Origin of the sequence: Pseudoalteromonas sp. SIMBA_162, assembly GCF_046535955.1 — a bacterium.
GTDB classification, from domain to species: domain Bacteria; phylum Pseudomonadota; class Gammaproteobacteria; order Enterobacterales; family Alteromonadaceae; genus Pseudoalteromonas; species Pseudoalteromonas marina.
In genome coordinates this window covers 16,065-37,827 of record NZ_JAWJBQ010000012.1, presented here as the reverse complement: position 1 = coordinate 37,827, position 21,763 = coordinate 16,065, and the positions used below count along the sequence as shown (strand labels likewise).

General features: G+C 40.8%; 24 protein-coding genes and 1 pseudogene. 10 read left to right on the top strand and 15 right to left on the bottom strand.

Annotated elements, in window-relative coordinates:
- Positions 1-69 precede the first annotated feature (69 nt).
- Positions 70-453: an MAPEG family protein gene (locus R0J88_RS10455; RefSeq protein WP_010557925.1), complete on the top strand. Its 384-nt coding sequence runs from the start codon at positions 70-72 to the stop codon at positions 451-453.
- 73 nt (positions 454-526) lie between these two features.
- Here the strand turns inward: R0J88_RS10455 and R0J88_RS10450 are convergent.
- The 3 genes and pseudogenes from R0J88_RS10450 to R0J88_RS10440 form a co-directional block, all read right to left on the bottom strand.
- Positions 527-1,746: pseudogene (locus R0J88_RS10450) on the bottom strand (TonB family protein).
- Positions 1,747-1,748: 2 nt separating this feature from the next.
- Entirely contained in the window at positions 1,749-2,129 is a 381-nt protein-coding gene (locus R0J88_RS10445) for a BlaI/MecI/CopY family transcriptional regulator (protein WP_410899856.1), read from the bottom strand.
- Between the two features lie 102 nt (positions 2,130-2,231).
- Entirely contained in the window at positions 2,232-2,924 is a 693-nt protein-coding gene (locus tag R0J88_RS10440; RefSeq protein ID WP_410899855.1) for a pseudouridine synthase, read from the bottom strand.
- 92 nt (positions 2,925-3,016) lie between these two features.
- Between R0J88_RS10440 and R0J88_RS10435 the strand changes: the two genes are divergently transcribed.
- Entirely contained in the window at positions 3,017-3,322 is a 306-nt protein-coding gene (locus tag R0J88_RS10435; RefSeq protein WP_006792473.1) for a DUF6482 family protein, read from the top strand.
- Positions 3,323-3,362: 40 nt separating this feature from the next.
- A complete protein-coding gene (locus R0J88_RS10430; RefSeq protein WP_410899854.1) occupies positions 3,363-3,770 on the top strand; it encodes a GNAT family N-acetyltransferase in 408 nt (135 codons plus the stop codon).
- A gap of 36 nt (positions 3,771-3,806) precedes the next feature.
- On the opposite strand, the gene R0J88_RS10425 is transcribed toward R0J88_RS10430, so the two are convergent.
- The 7 genes from R0J88_RS10425 to lptM all read right to left on the bottom strand — a co-directional run bounded on the left by R0J88_RS10425 (position 3,807) and on the right by lptM (position 8,823).
- Positions 3,807-4,163 carry a HopJ type III effector protein gene (locus R0J88_RS10425; protein WP_410899853.1) on the bottom strand — a complete coding sequence of 119 codons (357 nt, stop codon included), beginning with the start codon at positions 4,161-4,163 and terminating at the stop codon, positions 3,807-3,809.
- A gap of 47 nt (positions 4,164-4,210) precedes the next feature.
- Positions 4,211-4,921: an HAD-IA family hydrolase gene (locus R0J88_RS10420; RefSeq protein ID WP_410899852.1), complete on the bottom strand. Its 711-nt coding sequence runs from the start codon at positions 4,919-4,921 to the stop codon at positions 4,211-4,213.
- Positions 4,922-4,930: 9 nt separating this feature from the next.
- Positions 4,931-5,875 (bottom strand): tyrosine recombinase XerC, encoded by a 945-nt coding sequence (locus R0J88_RS10415; protein ID WP_008129459.1) that lies wholly within the window; start codon positions 5,873-5,875, stop codon positions 4,931-4,933.
- Positions 5,872-6,483, bottom strand: a complete 612-nt coding sequence (locus R0J88_RS10410; protein WP_410899851.1) for a DUF484 family protein — start codon at positions 6,481-6,483, stop codon at positions 5,872-5,874. Before R0J88_RS10410 ends, R0J88_RS10415 begins: the two co-directional genes overlap by 4 nt.
- Complete coding sequence (dapF, locus tag R0J88_RS10405) at positions 6,480-7,310, bottom strand: diaminopimelate epimerase (RefSeq protein ID WP_010557932.1); 831 nt, start codon at positions 7,308-7,310, stop codon at positions 6,480-6,482. Before dapF ends, R0J88_RS10410 begins: the two co-directional genes overlap by 4 nt.
- Before the next feature lie 64 nt (positions 7,311-7,374).
- On the bottom strand, positions 7,375-8,628 hold the full coding sequence (gene lysA / locus R0J88_RS10400; RefSeq protein WP_410899850.1) for a diaminopimelate decarboxylase: 1,254 nt from the start codon (positions 8,626-8,628) through the stop codon (positions 7,375-7,377).
- Complete coding sequence (lptM, locus tag R0J88_RS10395) at positions 8,629-8,823, bottom strand: LPS translocon maturation chaperone LptM (protein WP_006792465.1); 195 nt, start codon at positions 8,821-8,823, stop codon at positions 8,629-8,631.
- Positions 8,824-8,980: 157 nt separating this feature from the next.
- Between lptM and cyaY the strand changes: the two genes are divergently transcribed.
- From cyaY to add, 7 genes are all read left to right on the top strand, one after another.
- The gene (gene cyaY / locus R0J88_RS10390) at positions 8,981-9,304 is read left to right on the top strand and encodes an iron donor protein CyaY (RefSeq protein ID WP_006792464.1); all 324 of its coding nucleotides are present in this window, start codon (positions 8,981-8,983) and stop codon (positions 9,302-9,304) included.
- Positions 9,301-9,957: an alpha/beta hydrolase gene (locus tag R0J88_RS10385; protein ID WP_410899903.1), complete on the top strand. Its 657-nt coding sequence runs from the start codon at positions 9,301-9,303 to the stop codon at positions 9,955-9,957. The genes cyaY and R0J88_RS10385 overlap by 4 nt, the downstream gene beginning before the upstream one ends.
- 22 nt (positions 9,958-9,979) lie before the next feature.
- Positions 9,980-10,972 carry a DUF2914 domain-containing protein gene (locus R0J88_RS10380; RefSeq protein WP_410899849.1) on the top strand — a complete coding sequence of 331 codons (993 nt, stop codon included), beginning with the start codon at positions 9,980-9,982 and terminating at the stop codon, positions 10,970-10,972.
- 31 nt (positions 10,973-11,003) lie between these two features.
- A complete protein-coding gene (gene hemC / locus R0J88_RS10375; RefSeq protein WP_008129468.1) occupies positions 11,004-11,942 on the top strand; it encodes a hydroxymethylbilane synthase in 939 nt (312 codons plus the stop codon).
- Positions 11,943-13,775: a uroporphyrinogen-III C-methyltransferase gene (locus tag R0J88_RS10370; protein WP_410899848.1), complete on the top strand. Its 1,833-nt coding sequence runs from the start codon at positions 11,943-11,945 to the stop codon at positions 13,773-13,775. It begins immediately after the preceding gene.
- Positions 13,772-14,884 (top strand): heme biosynthesis HemY N-terminal domain-containing protein, encoded by a 1,113-nt coding sequence (locus tag R0J88_RS10365; protein ID WP_410899847.1) that lies wholly within the window; start codon positions 13,772-13,774, stop codon positions 14,882-14,884. Before R0J88_RS10370 ends, R0J88_RS10365 begins: the two co-directional genes overlap by 4 nt.
- A 268-nt stretch (positions 14,885-15,152) precedes the next feature.
- Positions 15,153-16,154: an adenosine deaminase gene (gene add / locus R0J88_RS10360; RefSeq protein ID WP_010557938.1), complete on the top strand. Its 1,002-nt coding sequence runs from the start codon at positions 15,153-15,155 to the stop codon at positions 16,152-16,154.
- A gap of 95 nt (positions 16,155-16,249) precedes the next feature.
- Here add and R0J88_RS10355 read toward each other — a convergent pair whose 3' ends face one another.
- The 5 genes from R0J88_RS10355 to R0J88_RS10335 all read right to left on the bottom strand — a co-directional run bounded on the left by R0J88_RS10355 (position 16,250) and on the right by R0J88_RS10335 (position 21,600).
- On the bottom strand, positions 16,250-16,660 hold the full coding sequence (locus tag R0J88_RS10355; RefSeq protein WP_006792457.1) for a CBS domain-containing protein: 411 nt from the start codon (positions 16,658-16,660) through the stop codon (positions 16,250-16,252).
- Between the two features lie 158 nt (positions 16,661-16,818).
- The gene (gene fre, locus R0J88_RS10350; RefSeq protein ID WP_006792456.1) at positions 16,819-17,532 is read right to left on the bottom strand and encodes an NAD(P)H-flavin reductase; all 714 of its coding nucleotides are present in this window, start codon (positions 17,530-17,532) and stop codon (positions 16,819-16,821) included.
- 148 nt (positions 17,533-17,680) lie between these two features.
- Positions 17,681-19,147 (bottom strand): 4-hydroxy-3-polyprenylbenzoate decarboxylase, encoded by a 1,467-nt coding sequence (gene ubiD / locus R0J88_RS10345; RefSeq protein WP_006792455.1) that lies wholly within the window; start codon positions 19,145-19,147, stop codon positions 17,681-17,683.
- Between the two features lie 73 nt (positions 19,148-19,220).
- Entirely contained in the window at positions 19,221-21,251 is a 2,031-nt protein-coding gene (locus tag R0J88_RS10340) for a methyl-accepting chemotaxis protein (protein WP_410899846.1), read from the bottom strand.
- A 67-nt stretch (positions 21,252-21,318) separates the two neighbouring features.
- On the bottom strand, positions 21,319-21,600 hold the full coding sequence (locus R0J88_RS10335; protein WP_410899845.1) for an MliC family protein: 282 nt from the start codon (positions 21,598-21,600) through the stop codon (positions 21,319-21,321).
- Positions 21,601-21,763: the final 163 nt, after the last annotated feature.

The following is a 21,763-nucleotide window of genomic DNA, read 5'->3' as shown; positions in this document are numbered from 1 at the left end:
GGCTTTTTTTGTGCGTGTATGGTATATGTATTGCTCAAATTATCAGATTTTATAATAAGAGAATAAACTATGACGACATTAGTAGTATGCGCATTATTGGCCGTATTAATGCCTTACTTTGCAAAAGTGCCTGTGGCAGTTGCGATGGCAAAGCTTGGCCAATACGACAATAAACACCCACGTTCCCAACAAGCAAAACTAACTGGCTTTGGTGCTCGGACGCTCGCTGCTCATCAAAATTGTTTTGAATCACTCGCTGTTTTTGCTGTTGCTATTGCAGTGGTATTTGGTACTAACTCGGTAAACGCAGTAACCGAAACCTTGGCGGTTACTCATATAGTCTCGCGCATTTTGTATTGTATTTTTTATTGGTTGAACTTAGATATTATACGTTCGCTTGTATGGTTTATTGGCTTAGGTACTGCCATTGCCATGATTGTAGTGAGTATTTAACTTTATTGTTAAAACCATAAAGCAAGCGGCCTAAAAGGGCGCTTGCTTTATGCTCTTGTATTACCCAACAGCATTAATGTGATACTTTAATTCGCTCTATTAAATCGGTATGTGCAACCTCGCTGTTTATGGCAAAATCGAGCTGTACAAGTACATCATTAAAGCCTGCCTTAGAGGTTTTATACTCCCACTTTGCCAAGGCTTCCTTGGCTGCTTTATCAAAAACGTCTGACGGCTTAGATTGAATGACACTAATGTTTTTTGTTCTGCCATTAGCTGCAATATCGTATTTTAACACCACAGATCCGCTAATGCCTTGCTTAGCTGCTTAGCTGCTTGGGCTGGGTAGTGGGGCTCAATGCGAATTATTGGTGAAATATGATCGTGTTTAGCGCCCTCTGTTTGCGGTTGCTTTGCAATAGCGAGCGTGCTTAACATACTTGCTGCAACTAGCAGTAAGCCACCTTTGGCAAAGCGAGAATGATTGCCACTGTGCTTTATATTGGTAAGTCGTTGTAACATGGTTTTTTTATCTCCGTAGTGTGAATAAGCCATTAGGCCTGCGGGCGTTGCTGCCGCGCAGTTCACTAAGGCTTTGCTGTATAAAATGTGTTGGTGTGTGGTTTTATTGGCAAGTACCCGTTCATCACAAGTCAGCTCTTGTAGACGGCGCATGCTTGCGTAACAAAACCAAGCGAGTGGGTTAAACCAAAGTAAAATAGTGGGTAACAGCATGAATGCGTTTGTTAGGTTGTCTTTGCGTTGAATGTGTACGTTTTCGTGCTCTAAAATAAGCGCCAATGTGGCTTTATCAAACTGGGTATTATAATCACTTGGCAGTACTAGCTTGCTTTGAAAAATACCCACCACCATTGGTGTGGCTACATGTTGGCTGATATAAGTTTTAGCACTTGTAGTAAGTGTATGGTTAAAGTGTGTTAGCTCAGTTAGCTGCAGGCTTTTAACAAAACGAGTATGTGTAATAAAACTAGCTATTAATAACCCCGCAGTAATAAGTACATACATAAGTGCCCAGCTAATACCCATTTCATGTGTAAAAGGCTGGTTAGGGGTAATTAAGTAATGGCTAATATTGCTATTTTGCAGTGGTTTAATCGCATTGGGTAAATTAGCAATAACTATTGCCGCAGGCATTAACCACGCTAACTTGTATACAAACCGCGCGCCAAGGGTTTTTAAACCAAATCGCTCGAGTAAAATAAATCCACAAAACAAAATACTCAATAGTAGTTGTTGCTCAATTAACCAATTAAACCCAGTTTGAATATCCATAGCTAATCCTTACTTTTGTTTTTTTCCCAGTCATCAATGACTTTTTTAAGCTCATTTATATCTTGCTGCGAAAGCTGCTCTGATTTAGCAAACCCGCTTACCAGCGGCGCTATACGGCCACTAAAAAAGCGCTCAATAAAATTTTTGCTTTCTTTTAATGTGTAGTCGGCGCGCTCCATACAGGGAGTATAAATATATTGGCGGCCGTCTTTTTCAAAGGTCAGTGCGCCTTTTTTAACTAATCGACCCAGTAGGGTTTTAATGGTTTTTTCGTGCCATTGCTTATCATCGCTTAAGCGCTCAATAATTTGGCTCGCGGTTGCTGGGTAATTAATCCAAAGCGCATCAAGCACGTCGAACTCTGCTTTTGATAACTCAATCATTTTATTGCCTACAAATGTAATCTTTAAGTTAAGACTACACCTGTAATCTATTTTTGCAAGGTTATTTTTTAACTTTTTGCGGTGTAATTAAGCGATTTGGTATTAGATTTTCGAAATATCAGCTTTATTAATTTGTATAGAGTGGTTTTCAGGTAGGTTTAGGTTTGAGAGGGCGAGTTCGCTAAATTGCACTCTAAATAAATCAATTACTTTAAAGCCGCAGTAATGCGCCATTTTACGTATTTGTCTGTTAAGCCCTTGTTTTAAAATAATACTAAATTGGTTGTCAGCTATTTTAGTTACTTCACACGGTAAGGTTATTTGTTTATTAATGGGGATACCTGCAGCCATTTTTTCACAAAACGCGTTATTAATCGGTTTATCTACCGTGACTAAATAACGTTTAGGCTGGTGGAAGTCAGGGTGAATAAGTTGATTACAAAAGTCACCGTCGTTGGTCAAAATAAGCAAGCCGCGTGAGTCTTTATCTAATCGGCCAATGGGGTAAACCCGGGTGAGGGTAGGTAAATGGTGAATAAGGCTGGCGGGGTCATTTTCATTTAATTTGCAGTCAATACCTACAGGCTTGTGGTACGCAAAATAAACTAAATCGGCTGCCCCTTTAACTACTTGGCCATTAACTATTATGTCGTCTTGCTCATCAACGTGATCAATATGATTAGCAGGGCGATTATTTACCGTTACTACCCCTTCATCTATTAAACGCGATGCCTGTTTACGCGAGCACACGCCTGCATGAGCAATGTATTTAGCAAGGCGAATTTTGGGGCTCATAAAGTGTTCTCGTTAGTTGGCAATAAAAAACTGATCGCGATTATAGCAAAGCTGCGTATCGATAAAGCGATATTTAATTAAGGTGAACAAAAATGGGTATGAAATTTTCTGAACTAAAAAATCATGAGCCGCTACAAAAAGTAGTTGTTCACTCACTTGAAATGGCGCTGTATCAGGTTTCTGTGATCATTAATAATGTTGAATATTATGTAACAGAGGAAGATGGCGAATTTGTAAGAGCTGTAAGCCCGCTGCATGTACAAAAGCGGTTTGAAAAAATAGCGTACGCACAAATGATGCTTCGCCACACAAGCGCTTACGACGAAATGTGCGGGCAGCCCGAAAAAACTTCTAGCAACTTACTTGAAGTGCCTTTTGGTAAAAATAATCTTTTTTAATTAAGTGTGTTTGCTAATATCGCTTTTTTAGGAGCGGTATATGTATCAATTAAAATCTGATAACAGTGATGCGTTAAACTCAACTTTACGTAATAAAATAGCTGATTTTAATGCCAAGCATTTTGATGCGCAAAGAGTGCCACTCGGCTATAAATTTGTTGATAATAATAACGAACTAATGGCTGGTATTAGTGGTTGCGTATTTGGCAATTGGCTAATTATAAATTGGCTTTGGTGCAGTGAAATCGCTCGTAATGAAGGCCTTGCAGGGCAGTTGCTCACAGAATTAGAGCAAGCTGCGATATTGCTTGGCGCTAAAAAAGCCCAGCTAGACACTCTCGACTTTCAAGCAAAACCTTTTTATGAAAAACGCGGATACAGCGTAAAGTATCAACTTGATAACTACCCACTTTGCGGCACCCGCTATTTTATGGAAAAACCACTTTAATTTATAGCATAACTCAATTTTTTAACGGGAGCTCAGTTACTTAGCTGTTAAAGGCTCGCCCTCAAACGTAACGCCTAAAAATGGTGTCGTCTCTGGCGCTAACATAAACGTGCGAATGTTCATATGATCGTCGCCGTTAGGGTTTTTAAGCACCTCATCGCGGTAAAACTTACCAAAGCAATTAAGAGTGTTTTGCTTGCTAAGCCCATTGAGTTTTGCAAACGCAAAAATTTTACATGAACCGTTATTTTCACTCGCTGAACTCAGTAACCCGTGGTTATTAAAGGCACAAGCAGTAAAATCGTAATTGGCTTCAATCACCGCCATTGTATCGGTAAATTGAATGTTTTTTGGGTTCTCAGCAAGTGATTTAAGGTATTCGTTTAAAGTCATAATTGTTCCCTAAATTTAATTTATAAGGCTAATTTACTCGTAGCAATTTATGAACGAATAAAATGCGTTAATGCGTGAATATTGGTGATTTCCACGTCGGCTAGGCCTTTGTAGTCATACTTAGCGTTTTGATCGTTTAACCACACTGATTGGCAACCTGTGTTATTGGCGCCTTGTACGTCGGTATCTAGGCTATCACCAATATGAAGTATGTCGCTTTTGGTGACTTTTAAGTGCGCAGCTGCTTTGTCAAATAAGGTGCTATGAGGTTTAGCTTTACCGTGCATGCCCGCTTGTAGCACTAGCTCAAACTTATTGTGTAAATTAAAGCGTTCTATTTCAACATTGCCATTGGTTATGGCGATTAAGGTAAAATGTTGCGCTAAGTTATCAAGTAGCACTAATACGTCGTCGCTGACTACAATGTTACTGCGTGCATCGGCAAATGCGTTATAGGCGTTACTAGCGTGCAGTGCTACTTCTTGTTCAGTAAATCCTAACTTTGATAGTGCTAAACGCAATGTGTGCTTGCGCCACTGCGTTACATTGTCTTTTAGCTCTGGCTGTTGCAGGGCGGCAAGTTGCCGGCATTGTTGCCAGTATTGAGGGCCTTGTTCTTGGTAGCGTGGTAATGCATTTAAGTAATTTTGTTGGGCGCTAACGGCTGCTTTTATAATTGGGTGGTTGTTGTATAGCGTGTCGTCTAAATCAAAGCTCATGACAGAAAAAGGGCGTATTGCACGATTAAATCGGATCATTATAATTTCCTAATCAGTTTGTTTTTTAGCGCGCGGGTGGGTGTTGTCGTACACTTTGGCTAAATGCTGAAAATCTAAATGGGTATACACTTGTGTGGCCGACAAGCTACTGTGGCCAAGCAATTCCTGTACAGCACGTAAATCACCCGACGATTCTAAAATATGTGATGCAAATGAATGGCGTAATTTATGCGGATGCACCTGTGAGCTAATACCTTGCTTTATTCCCCACTCTTGCATACGCAAACGCACTTGGCGAATTGAAATACGATTTTTTTGGCTACTTAAAAATACACCTGGCTCGTCTGGCTTTGCAAACTGAGGGCGCACGGTTAACCATTTTTTTAATGCGTCTAATGCCTTTGTTCCCACGGGAATAAGGCGTTCTTTATTACCTTTACCGCGAACTAATATTTCGCCACTTTTGGCATTAATATCTTGCATGTTAGCGCCAACTAACTCGCTAATACGTAAACCTGATGAGTACATAAGTTCCATCATAGCTTTGTCTCTTATTGCTAAAGGGTCGTCGTCAGGAATTTCGAGCAAGCGAGCCATTTGATCAACGTCGAGGTTTTTAGGTAAAGGCTTGGCAAATTTGGGGCCTTTAATGCCGGTAGCAGGATTGTGATAATGCGATTGCTGTGCAATATTTTTAGCTTTTAAAAACTTATATAAACTTCTGATACAGCTCAATTTTAAGCTAATGGTTCGGCCACTTAATTGTTTGGCGCGTAAAGCCATACTGTAACGGCGAATATGCTCTGCCTGTACGCCAAACCAGTCATCGCATAATTTATTAAAATAAAGGGCTGCAAAACCAAGTTGGCTAACATACTGATTTACAGTGTGCGCTGAATATTGTTTTTCAAATTTTAGGTAGTCGCTAAATAGCGTAATGGGTGTTCGCCAGTTGTCACTTAATTCGCTTATATTAGGCGCATCATCACTCATGCGAGTTTTTGTAACCTTAACTGCAGGGCACTAATAAAATCCAGAACGAACAGGTTGTCTTGTGCGGGTTCAAAATGGTTCACGTTGTTGCTGCCAAACGCGAGTATGGCAATAGGTTGCTTTTCATCACCAATTAAATAAATAGCCGCAGATTGCGTGTCATCACTAAATAATAGAGCCCGTTCTTGTGCTGTAATACGGCCTAAGTAATGTCCAGAGTTTGTGAGGCGGTGTTCAATAAGCTCATCGTAGTCAGTGCTGTATTTTATTAATTTAAAGTCACTTATGTCGTTATTTGAACACACAATGGCGTGTAAATTTTTAGCGATGGTATCAAAGTCGTCATGGCTCCAAAGCTGGCGATGGCATTGGCTGAGGAGACGGTATACGAGCTCATTTTGAACTGCGTGCTGACTCATTGTATCGATTTGATTTTTTAAACGCGTATTGTGTTCACGCAATTGGCGCTGTTGAATATGAACTAATGACGTTGCCCCTTGCGCTTGCTGCTGAAGGTCTAGCTGAGCAAGCACGTTTGGGTGTTTAACTAAAAAGTCAGGATTTGCGAGTAAGTAGCTAGTAATTTGCTTTTCATTTAGCTCGCTCATAACGCGACTTGTCCATCGAATACGTGTTCAGCAGGGCCTGTCATTCGTACTGGATGACCTTCTCCACTCCAACGTATTTGAAGTGTCCCACCAGGTAGGTCGACTTGTACCGCGCTTGAAAGCTTGCTTTGCATATGGCCAATGACCATAGCAGCACACGCGCCAGTGCCGCATGCGAGCGTCTCGTTTACGCCGCGCTCCCATACTCTTAGCTTTATGTGCTCTTGCGATATAACTTGCATAAAGCCAATGTTAGCGCGCTGTGGAAAACGTTCGTGGTTTTCAAGCAGTGGACCCAATACATCAACCTGCGCTGTCGTAATATCGTCAACTTCAAGCACACAGTGTGGGTTCCCCATAGATACTGCGCCACTAAATACGGTGTGTTCTTCAGCCCTTATAATGTAGGTGAGTTCACGTTTGCTGGCTTTAAGTGGTATTTTGCTTGGCTCGAAATTAGGGTGCCCCATGTTAACCGTAACTTGGCCATCTTTTTCTATATAGAGCGTTAAGTTACCCGATTTGGTTGATACACTAATTTTATGTTTGTTAGTCAGGCCTTTCATACGCACAAAACGTGCAAAGCAACGTGCACCATTACCGCACTGTTCTACTTCGGTACCATCGGCATTAAAAATACGATAATGAAAATCAAGATCGGGAGAGTATGGTGCTTCAACCATGAGTAATTGGTCAAAGCCAATGCCAAAGTGGCGATCAGCCAGTTTTTTTATTTGATCTCGTGATAAAAATACATTTTGTGTAATGTTATCAATAACAACAAAGTCGTTGCCTAAGCCGTGCATTTTGGAAAAATTAACTAACATAGCGCTCTAATTCGTGTTTGCTCTGTGGTAATCATGCCACAGAGCAGCTAGTTGGCAAAAACGTTTATGGTAAAATTTTCTCACCTTGATAAAGACTCTCAATGGTTTCACGTTCGCGAATAAGATGGTGCTGTTCACCGTCTACCATTATTTCAGCTACGCGTGGGCGAGAGTTATAGTTTGAACTCATAGTAAAGCCATATGCCCCAGCACTTCGCTGCGCGAGTAAATCGCCTTGTTTCAGCGCCAGTTCTCGGTCTTTTCCTAAAAAGTCACCGGTTTCGCACACGGGGCCAACAATATCAAATTTGTGAGTTGGTGTATCGTCATCACGAACCGACACAGGTATAATTTTTTGCCACGCTTGATAAAGAGAAGGGCGAAGCATATCGTTCATGCCAGCATCAACAATGGCAAAAAATTTACTTTGGTTTTGTTTAATAAACTCAACTTGCGTAATTAATACCCCTGCGTTTGCAGCAATGGCACGACCTGGTTCAAAAATAAGTTCTAAATGGCGGTAGTTTTCTAGGCGAGCTGTTACTTGCTCTGCGTATTCACTAGGATGAGGTGGTTGTTCGTTGTCGTAAGGAACACCTAACCCACCACCTATGTCTAAATGGCTTAATTCTATCCCGACACTTTTTAGCTCATCTATTAGCGCAAGGAGTTTGTCAAGCGCTTCTAAAAACGGCTTTACTTCGGTTAACTGCGAACCAATATGGCAATCTACGCCTATTACGTTTAGGCCAGGTAAAGCCGCGGCTTGTTGATAAACACTTACAGCGGTTTGAATATCAATGCCAAATTTGTTTTCTTTAAGGCCAGTAGAAATATAAGGGTGCGTTTTTGCATCTATATCGGGGTTAACGCGAATAGAAATTGGCGCTACTAAGTTAAGCTCACATGCAACCTCTGAAATACGCTCTAATTCAGATGCCGACTCGACGTTAAAACATTTAATCCCTAACTTTAATGCATACGCTATTTCGTCAGCGGTTTTAGCAACGCCTGAAAATACTACTTTACCGGCGTCTCCTCCTGCTTTAATTACACGCGCCAGCTCACCTTTAGATACAATGTCAAAACCCGAACCAAGGCGGGCTAGAATATTTAATACAGCAATATTAGAGTTTGCTTTTACGGCATAACATACCAAGCTTTTATGGTTTTTAGTCGCATTGGCAAACGCAAGATAGTGGCGCTCAAACGTTGCACGAGAATAAACATAGCAAGGCGTGCCATATTGCTGAGCAATAGCGGCAATACCCACATCTTCAGCAAACAATTGATTGTTTTTATAGTTAAAAAAATCCATTTATTGCTCCTGTTTTACTGGTGTTGTAGGTTGCTTGGCCTCTGCGGCAGGCACCATAGTGTTTTCTGGTTGGTTTTGCTCGGCCTGTTGTTCAGGCAAATATAATGGGCCGCTTTGTCCGCAGCCAGCTAATGCGCCAAATAGGGCCGTGCAAATTAATAGTTTTTTTAATTGTAAGGTATGTGTCGCTTTCATTAGATTAATATTGTTGCTGGCTTTATAATCGCAGAGTAACAGAATATCTAAAAAATGCAGCTATTCGCGGATGATTTTATTCCTGTTACACTAGCTGCATATTTTTAACGCAATTACGTACCCAATATTAGGCGGCCCGCCTGCAAAGGAATCAACAATGACTGAACACGAATATCACCAATTAGCCGAAGCTCTTATGTTCACAATTGAAGAGCAAATTGATGATTGTGAAGCCGATTTAGATTACGAATCAGCGCAAGGTATTTTAGAAATTATTTTTCCTGATAAGAGTAAAATTGTCATCAATAAGCAAGCGCCTCTTCATCAAGTGTGGGTAGCAACTAAATTCAATGGTCACCATTTTGAAATGCGTGACGGTCAATGGATTGATAACCGCTCTGGTGCAGAGTTTTGGGAATTCATTAACGAAGCGTCAACTCGCCAAGCTGGCCAAGAAATTAAGTGGCAATCATCATTATGAGTTTAGAGTTTGTTCAATACCCCGCACAGAGCGCGCATAAAGCAACAGTTATTTGGTTACATGGCTTAGGTGATTCGGGTGATGGGTTTGCCCCTGTAGCGCCGCAATTAAATTTACCAGCCGAGCTGGGCGTGCGTTTTGTTTTCCCACATGCGCCTGTGCAACCGGTCACCATAAATGGTGGTATGGAAATGCGTTCTTGGTACGACATTAAGTCAATAGAGCTTGATAAACGTGCCGATGAAGAAGGAGTGAGGGAGTCTGCCGAAAAAGTAGAGGCGTTAATAAATACAGAAATAGCCAACGGAATACCTGCTAACAAAATTATTTTGGCTGGTTTTTCACAAGGTGGTGTTGTGTCGCTTCACTTAGCTCCGCGCTTTGAACAAAAGTTGGCGGGTGTTATGGCACTGTCTACGTATATGTGCGCGCCGCATAAATTTACAGATGAAGCAAAGCATATCGATTTAAATGTATTTATGGCACATGGTAGTCACGATAACGTGGTACCAATGAGTGCAGGTAAAAGTGCATTTGATGTATTAACAGCACATAACATGGATGTAAGCTGGCAGGAATACCCAATGGCACACCAAGTGTGTGCAGAAGAGTTACACGCTATTCGCCAATGGTTAATTGCCCGTTTAAGCTAATTTTGGAGCCGCTGAGGTCAATATGAGTCAAAAAATAGTTATTAAAGCAAATGTAAAACGCGAACCACAAAACAGCCTACCTACGGTAAGCTATGAATGGCATTGGCGTCGAATTGTGAGTTTGGCTATGTTGATAGTAATGACATCTGCGGCTGTGATATATGGTTTAACCAGCTCAGTAAATGCAGATCAGGGCGCACATCCCAATGAACAAACAGAGCTTTTAATTACTGATAGCACACAAGGTGATGAAGTAACTGAAAGCGAAACACATAATCCACCCAGCAACCAATTGCATATAGAGACTGAGCATGCTGAAACACTGCCTGCTGAGCAACTACCAACAACTCAAGAGGCAGACATTACCAATGCCTTACTTGAAAACGCTGAGTCAGTAACCGTTGCGCCAATCTCAGATGAGCCGACAGTAACCCAATCAACAGTTGACTCAATAACTGAAAAAACGAATACAGTTGATAACAGTAAAAACGATGCGTTGGTCACTAATGCAATAAGCGCTGATACAACAAGTGAAACTGTATCTGTACCTGCGTCAGAGCAAACTTCTGAGCTTGGCACAATCGCATTAGAGCCAGAGAGTAATATTGATGCACAACCTGTTACAGAGCAATTTGCTGAAGATGCCCATATTGCTAGCGTAGCACTCGGTGCTCAGATTGATACCAGTAAAATAAGCCGCGCAGTGCTTACACGCAGTGTAGCAAAGCGCGAACCTACTAATGTGTTTGCAGCCGACGTGCGTTTAAGTCAGTTTGAAGGTTCGTTATCATTTTTTAGTGAGCTTAAAGGACTGCAAGGCCAGCGCGTAAAACATGTTTGGTCTTTTGAAAGTGAAACAATGGCCGAAATTTCACTTAATGTTACTTCGCCACGCTACAGAACTTATTCAACAAAAAATATTATGAACACGCAAACAGGCCATTGGCGTGTAGCTGTTGTTGATGAGCAAGGTAATTTAATAGCTCAGAAAGAATTTAGAGTGTTAGCTAACTAATGCTAACCGCAGTAATTAATTGGATACCCCTATGACAGAAAAAACAAAATTAGTACGTATAGCAACCCGTAAAAGCGCTTTGGCGCTATGGCAAGCCGAATTTGTAAAAGCGCAGCTAGAGCATTTTCATGATGACGTGCGTGTTGAGTTAGTCCCTATGTCGACACAAGGGGATATTATTTTAGATACACCACTTGCTAAAATTGGCGGTAAAGGCTTATTTGTTAAAGAGCTTGAGCAAGCTATGCTAGATGGTCGAGCTGATATTGCCGTACACTCAATGAAAGATGTGCCGGTGGAGTTTCCAGAAGGATTAGCCCTTCATACCATTTGTGAGCGTGAAGATCCGCGCGATGCGTTTGTATCAAATCACTTTGCTAACTTGAATGAGTTACCAGAAGGAGCGGTAGTAGGTACATCAAGCTTGCGCCGCCAATGCCAAATTAGAGCACTGAGACCTGACTTAGAAATCCGTGATCTACGCGGAAACGTAAATACGCGTTTGGCTAAATTAGATGCTGGGCAATACGATGCGATTATTTTAGCAGCGGCAGGGCTTATTCGTTTAGAAATGGGCGAGCGTATTGCTGACTACATTGAACCAGAAGTATCGTTGCCTGCAAACGGCCAAGGTGCTGTAGGTATTGAGTGTCGGATTGAAGATGAAGTGACTAAAGCGTTATTAGCACCGCTTGAGCACACACATACACGTATTCGTGTTAATGCAGAGCGTGCAATGAACCGCCGTTTAGAAGGTGGTTGTCAGGTGCCAATAGGTGCCTATGCGTTAGTTGATGGCGAACAGGTCCATTTACGAGGGCTTGTAGGCGCAGTCGATGGCAGCGAAATTTTACGTGACGAAGTTGCGGGTCATATTAACGATGCCGAAAAACTCGGAATAGAGCTGGCTGAAAAATTACTTGCTCAAGGCGCAGATAAAATTTTAGCTGACGTATACAGAGATGCATAAATGACACATATTCTGATAACTCGGCCCGAAGGAAAAGGCGCAGCCCTTGCAGAGCAACTTGAGCAAGCGGGTTATCAGGCGTCATTGTTTCCTGTTTTAAATATTAACTATTTAACGCCCTCTAGTACTCAACTAAGCCCACTTATTAATGCAGATAAAATTATTTTTATCTCTCAGGACGCTGTTAAAGCACTGGCACAATTAAAGCCCGATATAAACATTAAAGCGCAGTTTTATGCTGTAGGGCAGCAAACTGCCGATACAATATATGAATTATTTGGTGTGCGTGCAGCCACGCCTAAGCAGTTCGATTCAGAAGGGATATTGGCTCTTAAGTCGTTGGCTCAGGTTGATGGTAGCAATATTGTATTGGTTAAAGGGCACGGTGGTCGCCCAGACATCGCCAAGGTACTTAAAGAGCGTGGCGCGTTTTTAAATAATTGTGTTGTTTATGAACGTGAGCCTGTGCCCGATTTAACCAGTAACTGGACTGACCACTGGAAAAGCAGCAATGTACACGGTATAGTCATAACAAGTAATGCAGCAGTTGATGCCATGTTTACCCCCCTTGCTGCACAACAATTACAATGGTTACAACAGTGCCACTTTTATGTTGCCAGCGAGCGCATAGCCGCATATTTACAGCAACAACATGTTAGTTTGGCAAATATCCATATTGCAGCAGGGGCTAGCGATAACGCTATGTTTACCTGTATTAATCAGCAAGGTAGCAGCATGAGTGAACAACCTAAGTCAATAACAACAGAAAACACAACATCAACAGCTTCGAGTTCAACATCAGTTAAAAATGAGCCGGCAAGCGTAAAAAACAAACCCGCAAATGACAAACAAAAAGTAAGTAAAGTGGCTTCACTTGCATTGTTAATATCGTTGGTTGTGGCCTCTGGAGTTGGCTACGAGTTTTATCAAAAGCTAAATGCAGGTAAAGCGCAAAACACAATTGTTAACGAGCTTAGCGAGCAAAACAAGCTGCTCCAGCAAGAGCTTGCTGCACTTAAATCTTCTCAAATGAGCTTACAACAAGCGTTATTTAATAGCGAAGAAAAAGTATCTGAGGCATTAACGCAAAGCACTCTTGAAAATCAGCAAGCATTAAAAGCTGCGCTGCAAAAAGCGCAGCAGCAAGGTTCATCTTTAAACCCACAAGAGGTCACCAGCTTACAACGAATGGCTGAGTTTAAACTGTGGGCCGAAAAAGATTACCAAGGCGCAAGCGCTGTACTAAAGCGTTTAGACGGACTGTTAAGTGAGTACCCTGGCACAATTGAAGTTCGCCAAGCCATTATGCAAGACATACAAACGCTTGATAGTTTAAAACCGGTTGCTACCGAGGCCATTTATTTACAGTTAAATAGTGTTATTAACCGAATTGACGAATTGGTGTTTAACGCGGTCAACTTACCAGAGGAAACATTGGTAATTGATGAACATGCACTCAGCGAAGATATTAACGACTGGCAGCAAAATATCAGTAATAGTTGGAATAAAATTGTTGATAGTTTTATTACTATTAGGCGCCATGAAGGGATTGCTATTGAACCTTTACTAACTGATCAAGAGCGTAATTTAATTAATCAACGAATTAAATTAAATATAGCACAGGCGCAGGACGCATTATTAAGTAAGCAAGCGAGTATATACTTTAGTGCGTTAAGCGAAGCTAAGCGCTTAACTGGCGAGTACTTTAAGCAAGATGATGACGCCACAAAATCAGTACTAAATACGCTATCTAAATTAGAAAAAGAGCAGCTCAATTTTAGCCAAGAGGTCACTCTGCAAAGTACACAAACGGTTAAGGAGTGGGTGCAATGATAGGCCTAATAATCTTAATTGTAGCTATTGTTGTTGTACTTGCGGTTACCCCCTTTGTACTGGACGAAAAAGGCTACGTGCTTATCTCGTTTAATAACACAACAATTGAAGGCACCATTGTTTCGTTTTGTATTATGGCTGCAATGACTGCAGCAACTTTATACTTTACGTATAAACTAATACGCTATTTATTATCAATTTATAGAAATACCAAACATGGCTTTTTTGCCCGCAGTGAAGAGCGTAAATTTGCCGCAATTGAACAAGCCCTTTTCAGTGCTATAAACGACGATTACGAACAAGTAGAGCGCGCACTTTCTGGTAACAGTGTACCAGATAAATTTGATGATATTCGTTTAGCACTATTGGCTAAAGCGGCACTTGCTAACAATGAGGCAGATAAAGCACTAGAACGATTATTTGAAATAAGCCCTGAGCAGCAATTGAAAGTAGCAAAACTATGGTTGGCAAGTGGCGATAGCAGTGCAATTGAATCGCAGTTGCGCGTTAATGCAGAAGCTAAAAAAGCCACTGCACTTGAGCTTAAACTGTACACTGAGGTATTGGTACAACAGCAGCACTTTAGCGTGCTAGAAGAGTTTTTACCCAAGCTACTGCGTAAAAAAGTGTTTTCTAGTGATCAGTGGACGCGTGTATTTACTGCCTATTTTTCGGCTCAATCAGCTGATGAACTAACAAATAAATACAAACAATTACCACGAAAACTTCAAACTTATGCGCATACTGCGTATTTAACTCAAATGGCTGCAACAGGTCAGCTTGCTGTTATTGAGGGCGATTTAACTAAAATGGTTAAGCACGCCAGCCAACATAATGAGCTTGCTACTATTTTAAATAATGCAAACCATGGCGAAGCGCACAAATTACAAGCCACTATTCAAGATCGCCTTAAAAAAGACGACACTAATACAGCACTGCTGTTGTCGCTTGCGTGCCTTGCTAATGCACAAAGTGACTATGACTTAGCAGCACGTGTGTTTGATAAAGCACTTAATGGTGATAATAAACATCAATTTGCAGATCAAGCAGCTTTGAGTTACAAAAATACGGCACAGGCTGAAAAGGCGCTCGTTTTATATAACAAATAAGTTTACTAGCTGATTAGTTATATATTTAGGCACAGGTTATAGGCGTTGTATAAATGCTTTGCCTGTGCTTTTTTATAGGTATTTTTTAAATTTAGCGAAATAATAAAAAGTAAGGCGATACTATTTTATACATATTATTGTTAAGTGCGCGAATATTTGCACAAAAAGCAGACATATGACCGCTTAATAATATTACAAAGCGTATAGACTTGAAAAATAACTCTATCTGCGTATTATGCGCAAAAATTTAATTAAACTGGGTGCTACTATGATCAATAGAAAACTACCTTTGCTAGATATTCACCGTCATTTAGATGGTAATGTTCGCGCGCAAACCATACTAGAACTTGGTCGTCAGTTTAATATTGATTTACCCGCAGATAACGTTGAACAATTAATCCCTCATGTTCAAGTGATAGATCCAGAGCCAAACCTTGTCGCTTTCTTACAAAAGCTAGACTGGGGTGTTACGGTACTTGGCGATTACGATGCATGCCGCCGTATAGCTATTGAAAATATTGAAGATGCACAAGCACAAGGTCTTGATTACGTTGAGCTTCGTTTCAGCCCTTACTACATGGCTCAAAGCCAAGGCTTACATCCACAAGGTGTTGTCGAAGCAGTGGTTGATGGTATTAAATCAGCAACAAAAAATGCCAATATTAAAGCTAATTTAATTGGTATCTTATCGCGTACTTATGGTGTTAAAACCTGCCAACATGAGCTTGATGCATTACTTGCGTTTAAAAATGATTTAGTGGCTGTTGATTTAGCGGGCGATGAAATTGGCTTTCCAGGAGAGTTATTTATTGAGCACTTTAAGCAAGTTCGTGATGCGTATTTAGCGTCAACCATTCATGCCGGTGAAGCACTTGGCGCTCCCAGTATTTGGCAAGCGATTAACGAGCTAGGTGCAAGTAGAATTGGCCATGGTGTAAAAGCAATTGAAGACCCAACGTTAATGGATTACCTGCGTGATAACCGTATTGGTATTGAGTCATGTTTAACCAGTAATATTCAAACTAGCACAGTCACCGACCTAGCTACGCACCCGCTTAAACAGTTTTTAGATCATGGCATTCTTGCTTGCCTTAATACAGATGATCCAGCTGTTGAAGGTATAGAAATAGAGCATGAATATACTATTGCAGCCCCCAAGGCTGGTTTATCTCAGGCTGATATAGAAAAAGCCCAAGCGAATGCGTTGGAAATTGCATTTTTAAGCGACGGCGATAAAAAAGCTCTACTAGCACAAGTGAGTGCACGTTAAGCAATGAAAATAAATATGCCGCTTTAAAGCCGCATATTTATAGACTTAACTTGAGCGCTAGTTAAGAGATTTACTGTCTAACGCTCAGGTTTAAATTAGTGCTCTTGACAGCTAAGGTAGTTATCGTAGAGCGCTTTGAGTACATCGGCACGATTTATCATTCCGACCACTTTTACGCCTTCTACCACAGGGTAGTTTTTAGGCTTACCCGGCTGCATTTGTTCAGCCAGTTCAATAATGTTTAAATCGCTACTTACTGTGACTACATTGGTTTGCATAAGCTGCGACACTTTTACAACCCCTTCGCAAAAATAACTGCTCTGCATTAAAGGCTTTAATAATTCTTGCTCTGAAATAAATCCGACAAGGCACTTTTCGTTGTCGAATACAGGCGCACCAAGTAATTTAAATTTTTGTAACTCGGCTATGGCTGTCGTCATTTCGGTGTCTGGTGTTATGTTTGGCAACTTACGTTGCATAAAATCTTTTACTTTTGTATTTAGCATTTGGGTCTCTCCCGCTGATGTTCTGTACAAAGTATGGTTTATAGATTGGATTTTAGGAAATTGTTTATATTGATGAATATGATAGGTTTAAACTATTAAAAATTTAAAGTCATAAAAAAAGCACCCGTAGGTGCTTATTATTAAACTATGCGATGAGTTTACTTTATAAATGCAAATGCATCGGCGTACATGTTTTCACGAATAGCGCCATGAGCTATAAAGTCGTCACGTACAATCCCTATCATGTCAAAACGACCCGCCATGTAAATGTCGTAAGGTTCAAGTGATACAATATCTTGCATTACTGCTTTGTGCACAAAACCAGTGTGACCTTGCCAATTAGCAGATGGGTTTTCGACAACAGGAATAAATTCAAAATGTTCATGGCTCTCTGCCCATAATTTCATTTCTTCATGTGCGTACAATGCCGACTCTTCTTTAACACCCCAATAAAATAATACAGGGCGGTCACAGTTTATTTCAGCTAAGTGATCTGCCATTGATTTTACATACGAAAAACCAGTGCCACCGGCAAGTAAAATAATAGGTCGATTACATTGTAATCGAAGTTGAGACACACCTAACCCGGCCTCTATATCAACCATTGTCTTGTTTGCATGTGCATTGCGTAAGTGTTCAAGCGATTGCATTGCGTATGAGTCTGCACCCGAAGCACCAATGTGTAGTTCTATTTCGTCACATTGAGATGGGCGGCTAGCAATAGAAAAAGCGCGTTTGTCTTTTTCACTTAACACCAGTTGCATGTATTGGCCCGCTTCAAAGGTCACAGGTTGTTGTGGCTTTAAAATTACTTTGTTAACAAATTCTGTAAGTGGGCTGATAGCTACAACTTCAGCTTTTAATGTTTGCATTTTTTACCTTTTAGCAGCGCTTTTGACAGCAGATACGCAATTGAATGAGTCGATTCTAGCATATCTACAGGGGTATTTTATAGCCTGTTTATAGCTTGTCCGAACGGTGGCAAATAAATTATTGGCCACCGCTTGGTTTGTTGAGTTGTTAGAGAATTTTAAGGCTATCCCAAATATCATCAACACGTTCTTTGGTGGCTTTGTCCATCACTATTGGTTCACCCCATTCGCGGTCGGTTTCGCCTGCCCATTTGTTGGTTGCGTCCATCCCCATTTTAGAACCAAGTCCCGATACCGGAGAAGCAAAATCTAGATAATCTATTGGGGTGTTTTCAATTAACGTAGTATCACGCGCTGGGTCCATACGAGTTGTTATGGCCCAAATAACATCTTCCCAGTCGCGTGCATTTATATCGTCGTCGCACACAATTACAAACTTGGTATACATAAATTGTCGTAAAAACGACCATACTCCCATCATTACGCGCTTGGCGTGACCAGGGTATTGTTTTTTCATTGTGACTACTGCCATGCGGTACGAACACCCTTCAGGCGGTAAATAAAAATCGACAATTTCGGGAAACTGTTTTTGTAATATCGGAACAAACACTTCGTTTAGTGCAACACCCAGAATAGCCGGCTCATCAGGCGGACGGCCAGTAAATGTGCTGTGATAAATAGGATCTTTACGGTGTGTAATGTGAGTTACGGTCATAACAGGGAAGTCATCTACTTCGTTGTAGTAACCAGTGTGGTCGCCATAGGGGCCTTCAGGCGCCATTTCGCCTGGCATAATATGACCTTCTAGTACTATTTCGGCACTGGCAGGTACTTGCAAGTCATTTGAAATCGACTTTACTACTTCAGTTCGGCTTCCACGTAATAACCCAGCAAATGCATATTCGCTAAGCGTATCTGGAACAGGAGTTACCGCACCTAAAATGGTCGCTGGATCGGCGCCTAACGCCACCGACACAGGATAAGGCTGGCCAGGGTTTTCTTTACACCACTCTTGAAAGTCGAGCGCGCCGCCACGATGCGACAACCAGCGCATAATTATTTTATTTTTACCTAATAGCTGTTGGCGATAAATACCCAGATTTTGACGTTTTTTGTATGGCCCTTTTGTTACGGTTAAACCCCACGTAATTAAAGGGGCTGCATCGCCCGGCCAGCAGTGTTGAATAGGTAGCTTTGTTAAATCAACGTCATCGCCTTCTAAAACTACTTGCTGGCAAGGTGCTTTTTTAACTTCTTTAGCTGGCATATTCAGCACTTTTTTAAACACAGGAATAGATCCAAGTGCCTCTTTAATACCTTTAGGAGGCTCAGGCTCTTTTAAAAACGCGAGTAACTTACCTACTTCACGCAGTTCGTTAACGTCTGTTTGACCCATCCCCATGGCAACCCGCTTTGGTGTTCCAAATAAATTGGTAAGCACCGGCATGCTGTGCCCTTTTGGGTTTTCGAATAATAAGGCAGGACCTTTTGCACGCAGTGTGCGGTCGGAAATTTCGGTCATTTCAAGATACGGGTCAATTTCTTGGGTGATGCGTTTAAGCTCACCTTTTTTTTCAAGTAAATTGATAAAATCGCGCAGATCTTTATATTTCATTATGGGCCGCTATTAAGCAAAAGAGTTGAACTATTATACCCATTTCATGCAAAGCAAGTCATTACACCTGTACTTAAAACTTAAAGCGCTCTACGGCACTTGTTAAAGAGTGTGCAAGTTGATTTACGTCTTCACTTTCGCTTGCTAGGGTGGTTGCGTTATTGGCATTTAAAGTGGCTTGTTCGGTCACCTTAGCCATTATTTTTTGAATATCATCACTGTTTGTTAACTGTTCATGAGAAGCCGTAGCAATTTGCTCACTCATGTGGTTAATTGAAAGTAATGTTCCTTTTATACGCTCAACCGCTTTATTTAGTTCAGCACTGTTTTCAACACACTGTTTAGCTTGTTGTTGGCCATCGTTAATTTCTTTTTGCGTCGTTTTTGTGTGTTGTTGCAGCGTTTGAATCATAGTGTGAATTTCACTTGTGGAGCTTTGTGTGCGTGCCGCTAATGAGCGGACCTCGTCAGCAACCACCGCGAAACCTCGGCCATTTTCTCCGGCTCTTGCCGCTTCTATTGCTGCATTTAATGCAAGTAGATTAGTTTGCTCTGCAATGCTGCTAATAGTGTTTACAATTGCGCCTATTAAATCTGTAAACTCAGCCAGCTCTTCTGTGCTACTTACCGCTTTATCGAGTCGATTTAAGAGTGCTTCAATACTTAAACTGTTGTCGTTAGCTATTTGGTTGACGTCGTTTGCAAACTGAGAGGCGTTGGTGATCTCGTTAGATGCATTATCGGCCTGCTCATAAACCGCTTGCGAATTATTTAACATGCTATGTGCAAGGTCTGTGGCTTGTGCGCTTCGTTCTAATTGTTGCTGAGCAACAATGGTCATTTGTTGACCTTTTTCACTTGTTTGAATGGCCGATTTATCAAGCTCGTGGGCATCATTACTAATTGCTTTTATAAGGTGTGATAAATCGTCACTAAGCTTATTAATGTTGTTAAGTAAAGTGCCAAACTCATCTTTGCTACGCGGTTGGCTGCGTTTGGAAAAATCACCCGAGGCAATACGTGCTAAATCGCTATTTACTTTTTTAAGCGGTTTTAGCATAGCATTGGTTGTAAATATTGAAATAACAATAAGTAATCCAATAAGTACAATCGCAATTATAACAACAGAGCTAGAGCCCATATTAATTGCCGACTTGGCACTGTTTTGTAGTGTTTGAAAACGCTCGTCAGCCAGCTTATTAAGCTGTAATAATTGGCTTTCTGTATCTATAAACTCTTGTTGAAAGCGCTCAAAACTTTGCTGTGCCATTTGGGTGTTTTTAAGCGCTTTATTTTGCTGAGCGTAAATACCGTCGGGTCCATTCAATCGTGATCTTAAGTTATTAAATTGCTCGGTGAATTGAGCCGCGTTTAAACTGTCACCAAAGGGAGTGGCTTGCTGTTCTAAATACACAAAGTTTGGCTGGATGTTATCAAGTAAAAATTGGGTATCTTGTTGATGGGCATTTAAGTCGCTAACACTTGTAGTTTGCGTAATACTTTTAATATTGTTGCTTAAATTAAATAGTAAGTCGTCTATGCGTGTTGCAGTGCCAAATACAGAGCTGAGTAAAGATTGCTGCTTTGCACTGACCTCTATGAGTTCTATATCGAGTAAGCCATTACTGAGGTTACTTAGCTCAACACCAAACTCTGTAATTAATAGAGCGGCAGCCGACTGCGCACTAAAACGCTGTTCTTTGGCATTAAACATGTTTGCGCTTGTTTTGCTTAGTTGCTCAAAGTTTTTTGAAGCGTCAACTAGCAAAGTTTGCATGTTTTGCTGACCCGTTAATTGCGGCTTAAGTGCATTGAGCATATTACTGAATTCTTGTTGCTCGCTAAGAGCTTCTTTTTTATTGGTCAGTAATAAATCAGGTTTTGTTTGGCTATAAGCTAGAGCATTGAATTTAGTAATAGAAAGAAGCGATAGCCTTAAGTCTTTACTTACTTGTTGGGCTGGTACGGCAAGGTTTTCTATACGTGAAGTTGTGGTGCTTATTTTATTTAAGGACCAGTAAAAAAATAAGCTACTAATAAGCATTAGTAAGCCAATGGCAGAAAAGGCTAAAATTATTTTATGTTTAATGGCAATAGAACGCATAACTTCATCAACAAAATTAAGACTTTTGTTAGTGTAGCAAGTTTTTTAATATGTTGTTAGTGGGTTGTTATTTTGTGCTGCAAAGGTGTTTATTCCCTGAAATTATAAGCATAGCTTTAGTGCCTTTCCCCCAAAAAAGGACTTTGTTACTAATGTATTTATTACCAGAGGCGCTTCTTTCATGCGTAAGATGATAGATTTTATTTTTAAAAGTGAGTGCTGCTTTTTCGTTTGCTAAGACATTAAGCACGGCTTTATTATCATTGCATACATAGTGTGTGGTTGTTGTTTTGTCATTGCACCCTATTAAACACAGTAAATAAACTACTAAAACGATTGTTGCTTTCATTTCCCCTTCCTTTATTTTTCACCGGCTATTCTATTTCAGAATAACAGAGCAAAATTAACCGTTGGTGAAAGACGTGCTTTACGTTATGTTGATTAAATTATTTATAAGATAGGGTCTGTTGATCTTTTCGGCTTGAAATTTGTTCACACTAGGGGCTATTTAA

What these genes read in the sequence shown, in the direction of transcription:
- cyaY (WP_006792464.1), top strand. Translation starts at nt 8,981, where the DNA reads ATGACTGAACACGAATATCACCAATTAGCCGAAGCTCTTATGTTCACA.
- lptM (WP_006792465.1), bottom strand. Translation starts at nt 8,823, where the DNA reads ATGAAAGCGACACATACCTTACAATTAAAAAAACTATTAATTTGCACG.
- R0J88_RS10335 (WP_410899845.1), bottom strand. Translation starts at nt 21,600, where the DNA reads ATGAAAGCAACAATCGTTTTAGTAGTTTATTTACTGTGTTTAATAGGG.
- R0J88_RS10340 (WP_410899846.1), bottom strand. Translation starts at nt 21,251, where the DNA reads ATGCGTTCTATTGCCATTAAACATAAAATAATTTTAGCCTTTTCTGCC.
- R0J88_RS10385 (WP_410899903.1), top strand. Translation starts at nt 9,301, where the DNA reads ATGAGTTTAGAGTTTGTTCAATACCCCGCACAGAGCGCGCATAAAGCA.
- add (WP_010557938.1), top strand. Translation starts at nt 15,153, where the DNA reads ATGATCAATAGAAAACTACCTTTGCTAGATATTCACCGTCATTTAGAT.
- R0J88_RS10415 (WP_008129459.1), bottom strand. Translation starts at nt 5,875, where the DNA reads ATGAGTGATGATGCGCCTAATATAAGCGAATTAAGTGACAACTGGCGA.
- R0J88_RS10365 (WP_410899847.1), top strand. Translation starts at nt 13,772, where the DNA reads ATGATAGGCCTAATAATCTTAATTGTAGCTATTGTTGTTGTACTTGCG.
- R0J88_RS10455 (WP_010557925.1), top strand. Translation starts at nt 70, where the DNA reads ATGACGACATTAGTAGTATGCGCATTATTGGCCGTATTAATGCCTTAC.
- hemC (WP_008129468.1), top strand. Translation starts at nt 11,004, where the DNA reads ATGACAGAAAAAACAAAATTAGTACGTATAGCAACCCGTAAAAGCGCT.
- dapF (WP_010557932.1), bottom strand. Translation starts at nt 7,310, where the DNA reads ATGTTAGTTAATTTTTCCAAAATGCACGGCTTAGGCAACGACTTTGTT.
- R0J88_RS10425 (WP_410899853.1), bottom strand. Translation starts at nt 4,163, where the DNA reads ATGACTTTAAACGAATACCTTAAATCACTTGCTGAGAACCCAAAAAAC.
- R0J88_RS10370 (WP_410899848.1), top strand. Translation starts at nt 11,943, where the DNA reads ATGACACATATTCTGATAACTCGGCCCGAAGGAAAAGGCGCAGCCCTT.
- ubiD (WP_006792455.1), bottom strand. Translation starts at nt 19,147, where the DNA reads ATGAAATATAAAGATCTGCGCGATTTTATCAATTTACTTGAAAAAAAA.
- R0J88_RS10355 (WP_006792457.1), bottom strand. Translation starts at nt 16,660, where the DNA reads ATGCTAAATACAAAAGTAAAAGATTTTATGCAACGTAAGTTGCCAAAC.
- R0J88_RS10420 (WP_410899852.1), bottom strand. Translation starts at nt 4,921, where the DNA reads ATGATCCGATTTAATCGTGCAATACGCCCTTTTTCTGTCATGAGCTTT.
- fre (WP_006792456.1), bottom strand. Translation starts at nt 17,532, where the DNA reads ATGCAAACATTAAAAGCTGAAGTTGTAGCTATCAGCCCACTTACAGAA.
- lysA (WP_410899850.1), bottom strand. Translation starts at nt 8,628, where the DNA reads ATGGATTTTTTTAACTATAAAAACAATCAATTGTTTGCTGAAGATGTG.
- R0J88_RS10410 (WP_410899851.1), bottom strand. Translation starts at nt 6,483, where the DNA reads ATGAGCGAGCTAAATGAAAAGCAAATTACTAGCTACTTACTCGCAAAT.
- R0J88_RS10430 (WP_410899854.1), top strand. Translation starts at nt 3,363, where the DNA reads ATGTATCAATTAAAATCTGATAACAGTGATGCGTTAAACTCAACTTTA.
- R0J88_RS10445 (WP_410899856.1), bottom strand. Translation starts at nt 2,129, where the DNA reads ATGATTGAGTTATCAAAAGCAGAGTTCGACGTGCTTGATGCGCTTTGG.
- R0J88_RS10440 (WP_410899855.1), bottom strand. Translation starts at nt 2,924, where the DNA reads ATGAGCCCCAAAATTCGCCTTGCTAAATACATTGCTCATGCAGGCGTG.
- R0J88_RS10435 (WP_006792473.1), top strand. Translation starts at nt 3,017, where the DNA reads ATGGGTATGAAATTTTCTGAACTAAAAAATCATGAGCCGCTACAAAAA.
- R0J88_RS10380 (WP_410899849.1), top strand. Translation starts at nt 9,980, where the DNA reads ATGAGTCAAAAAATAGTTATTAAAGCAAATGTAAAACGCGAACCACAA.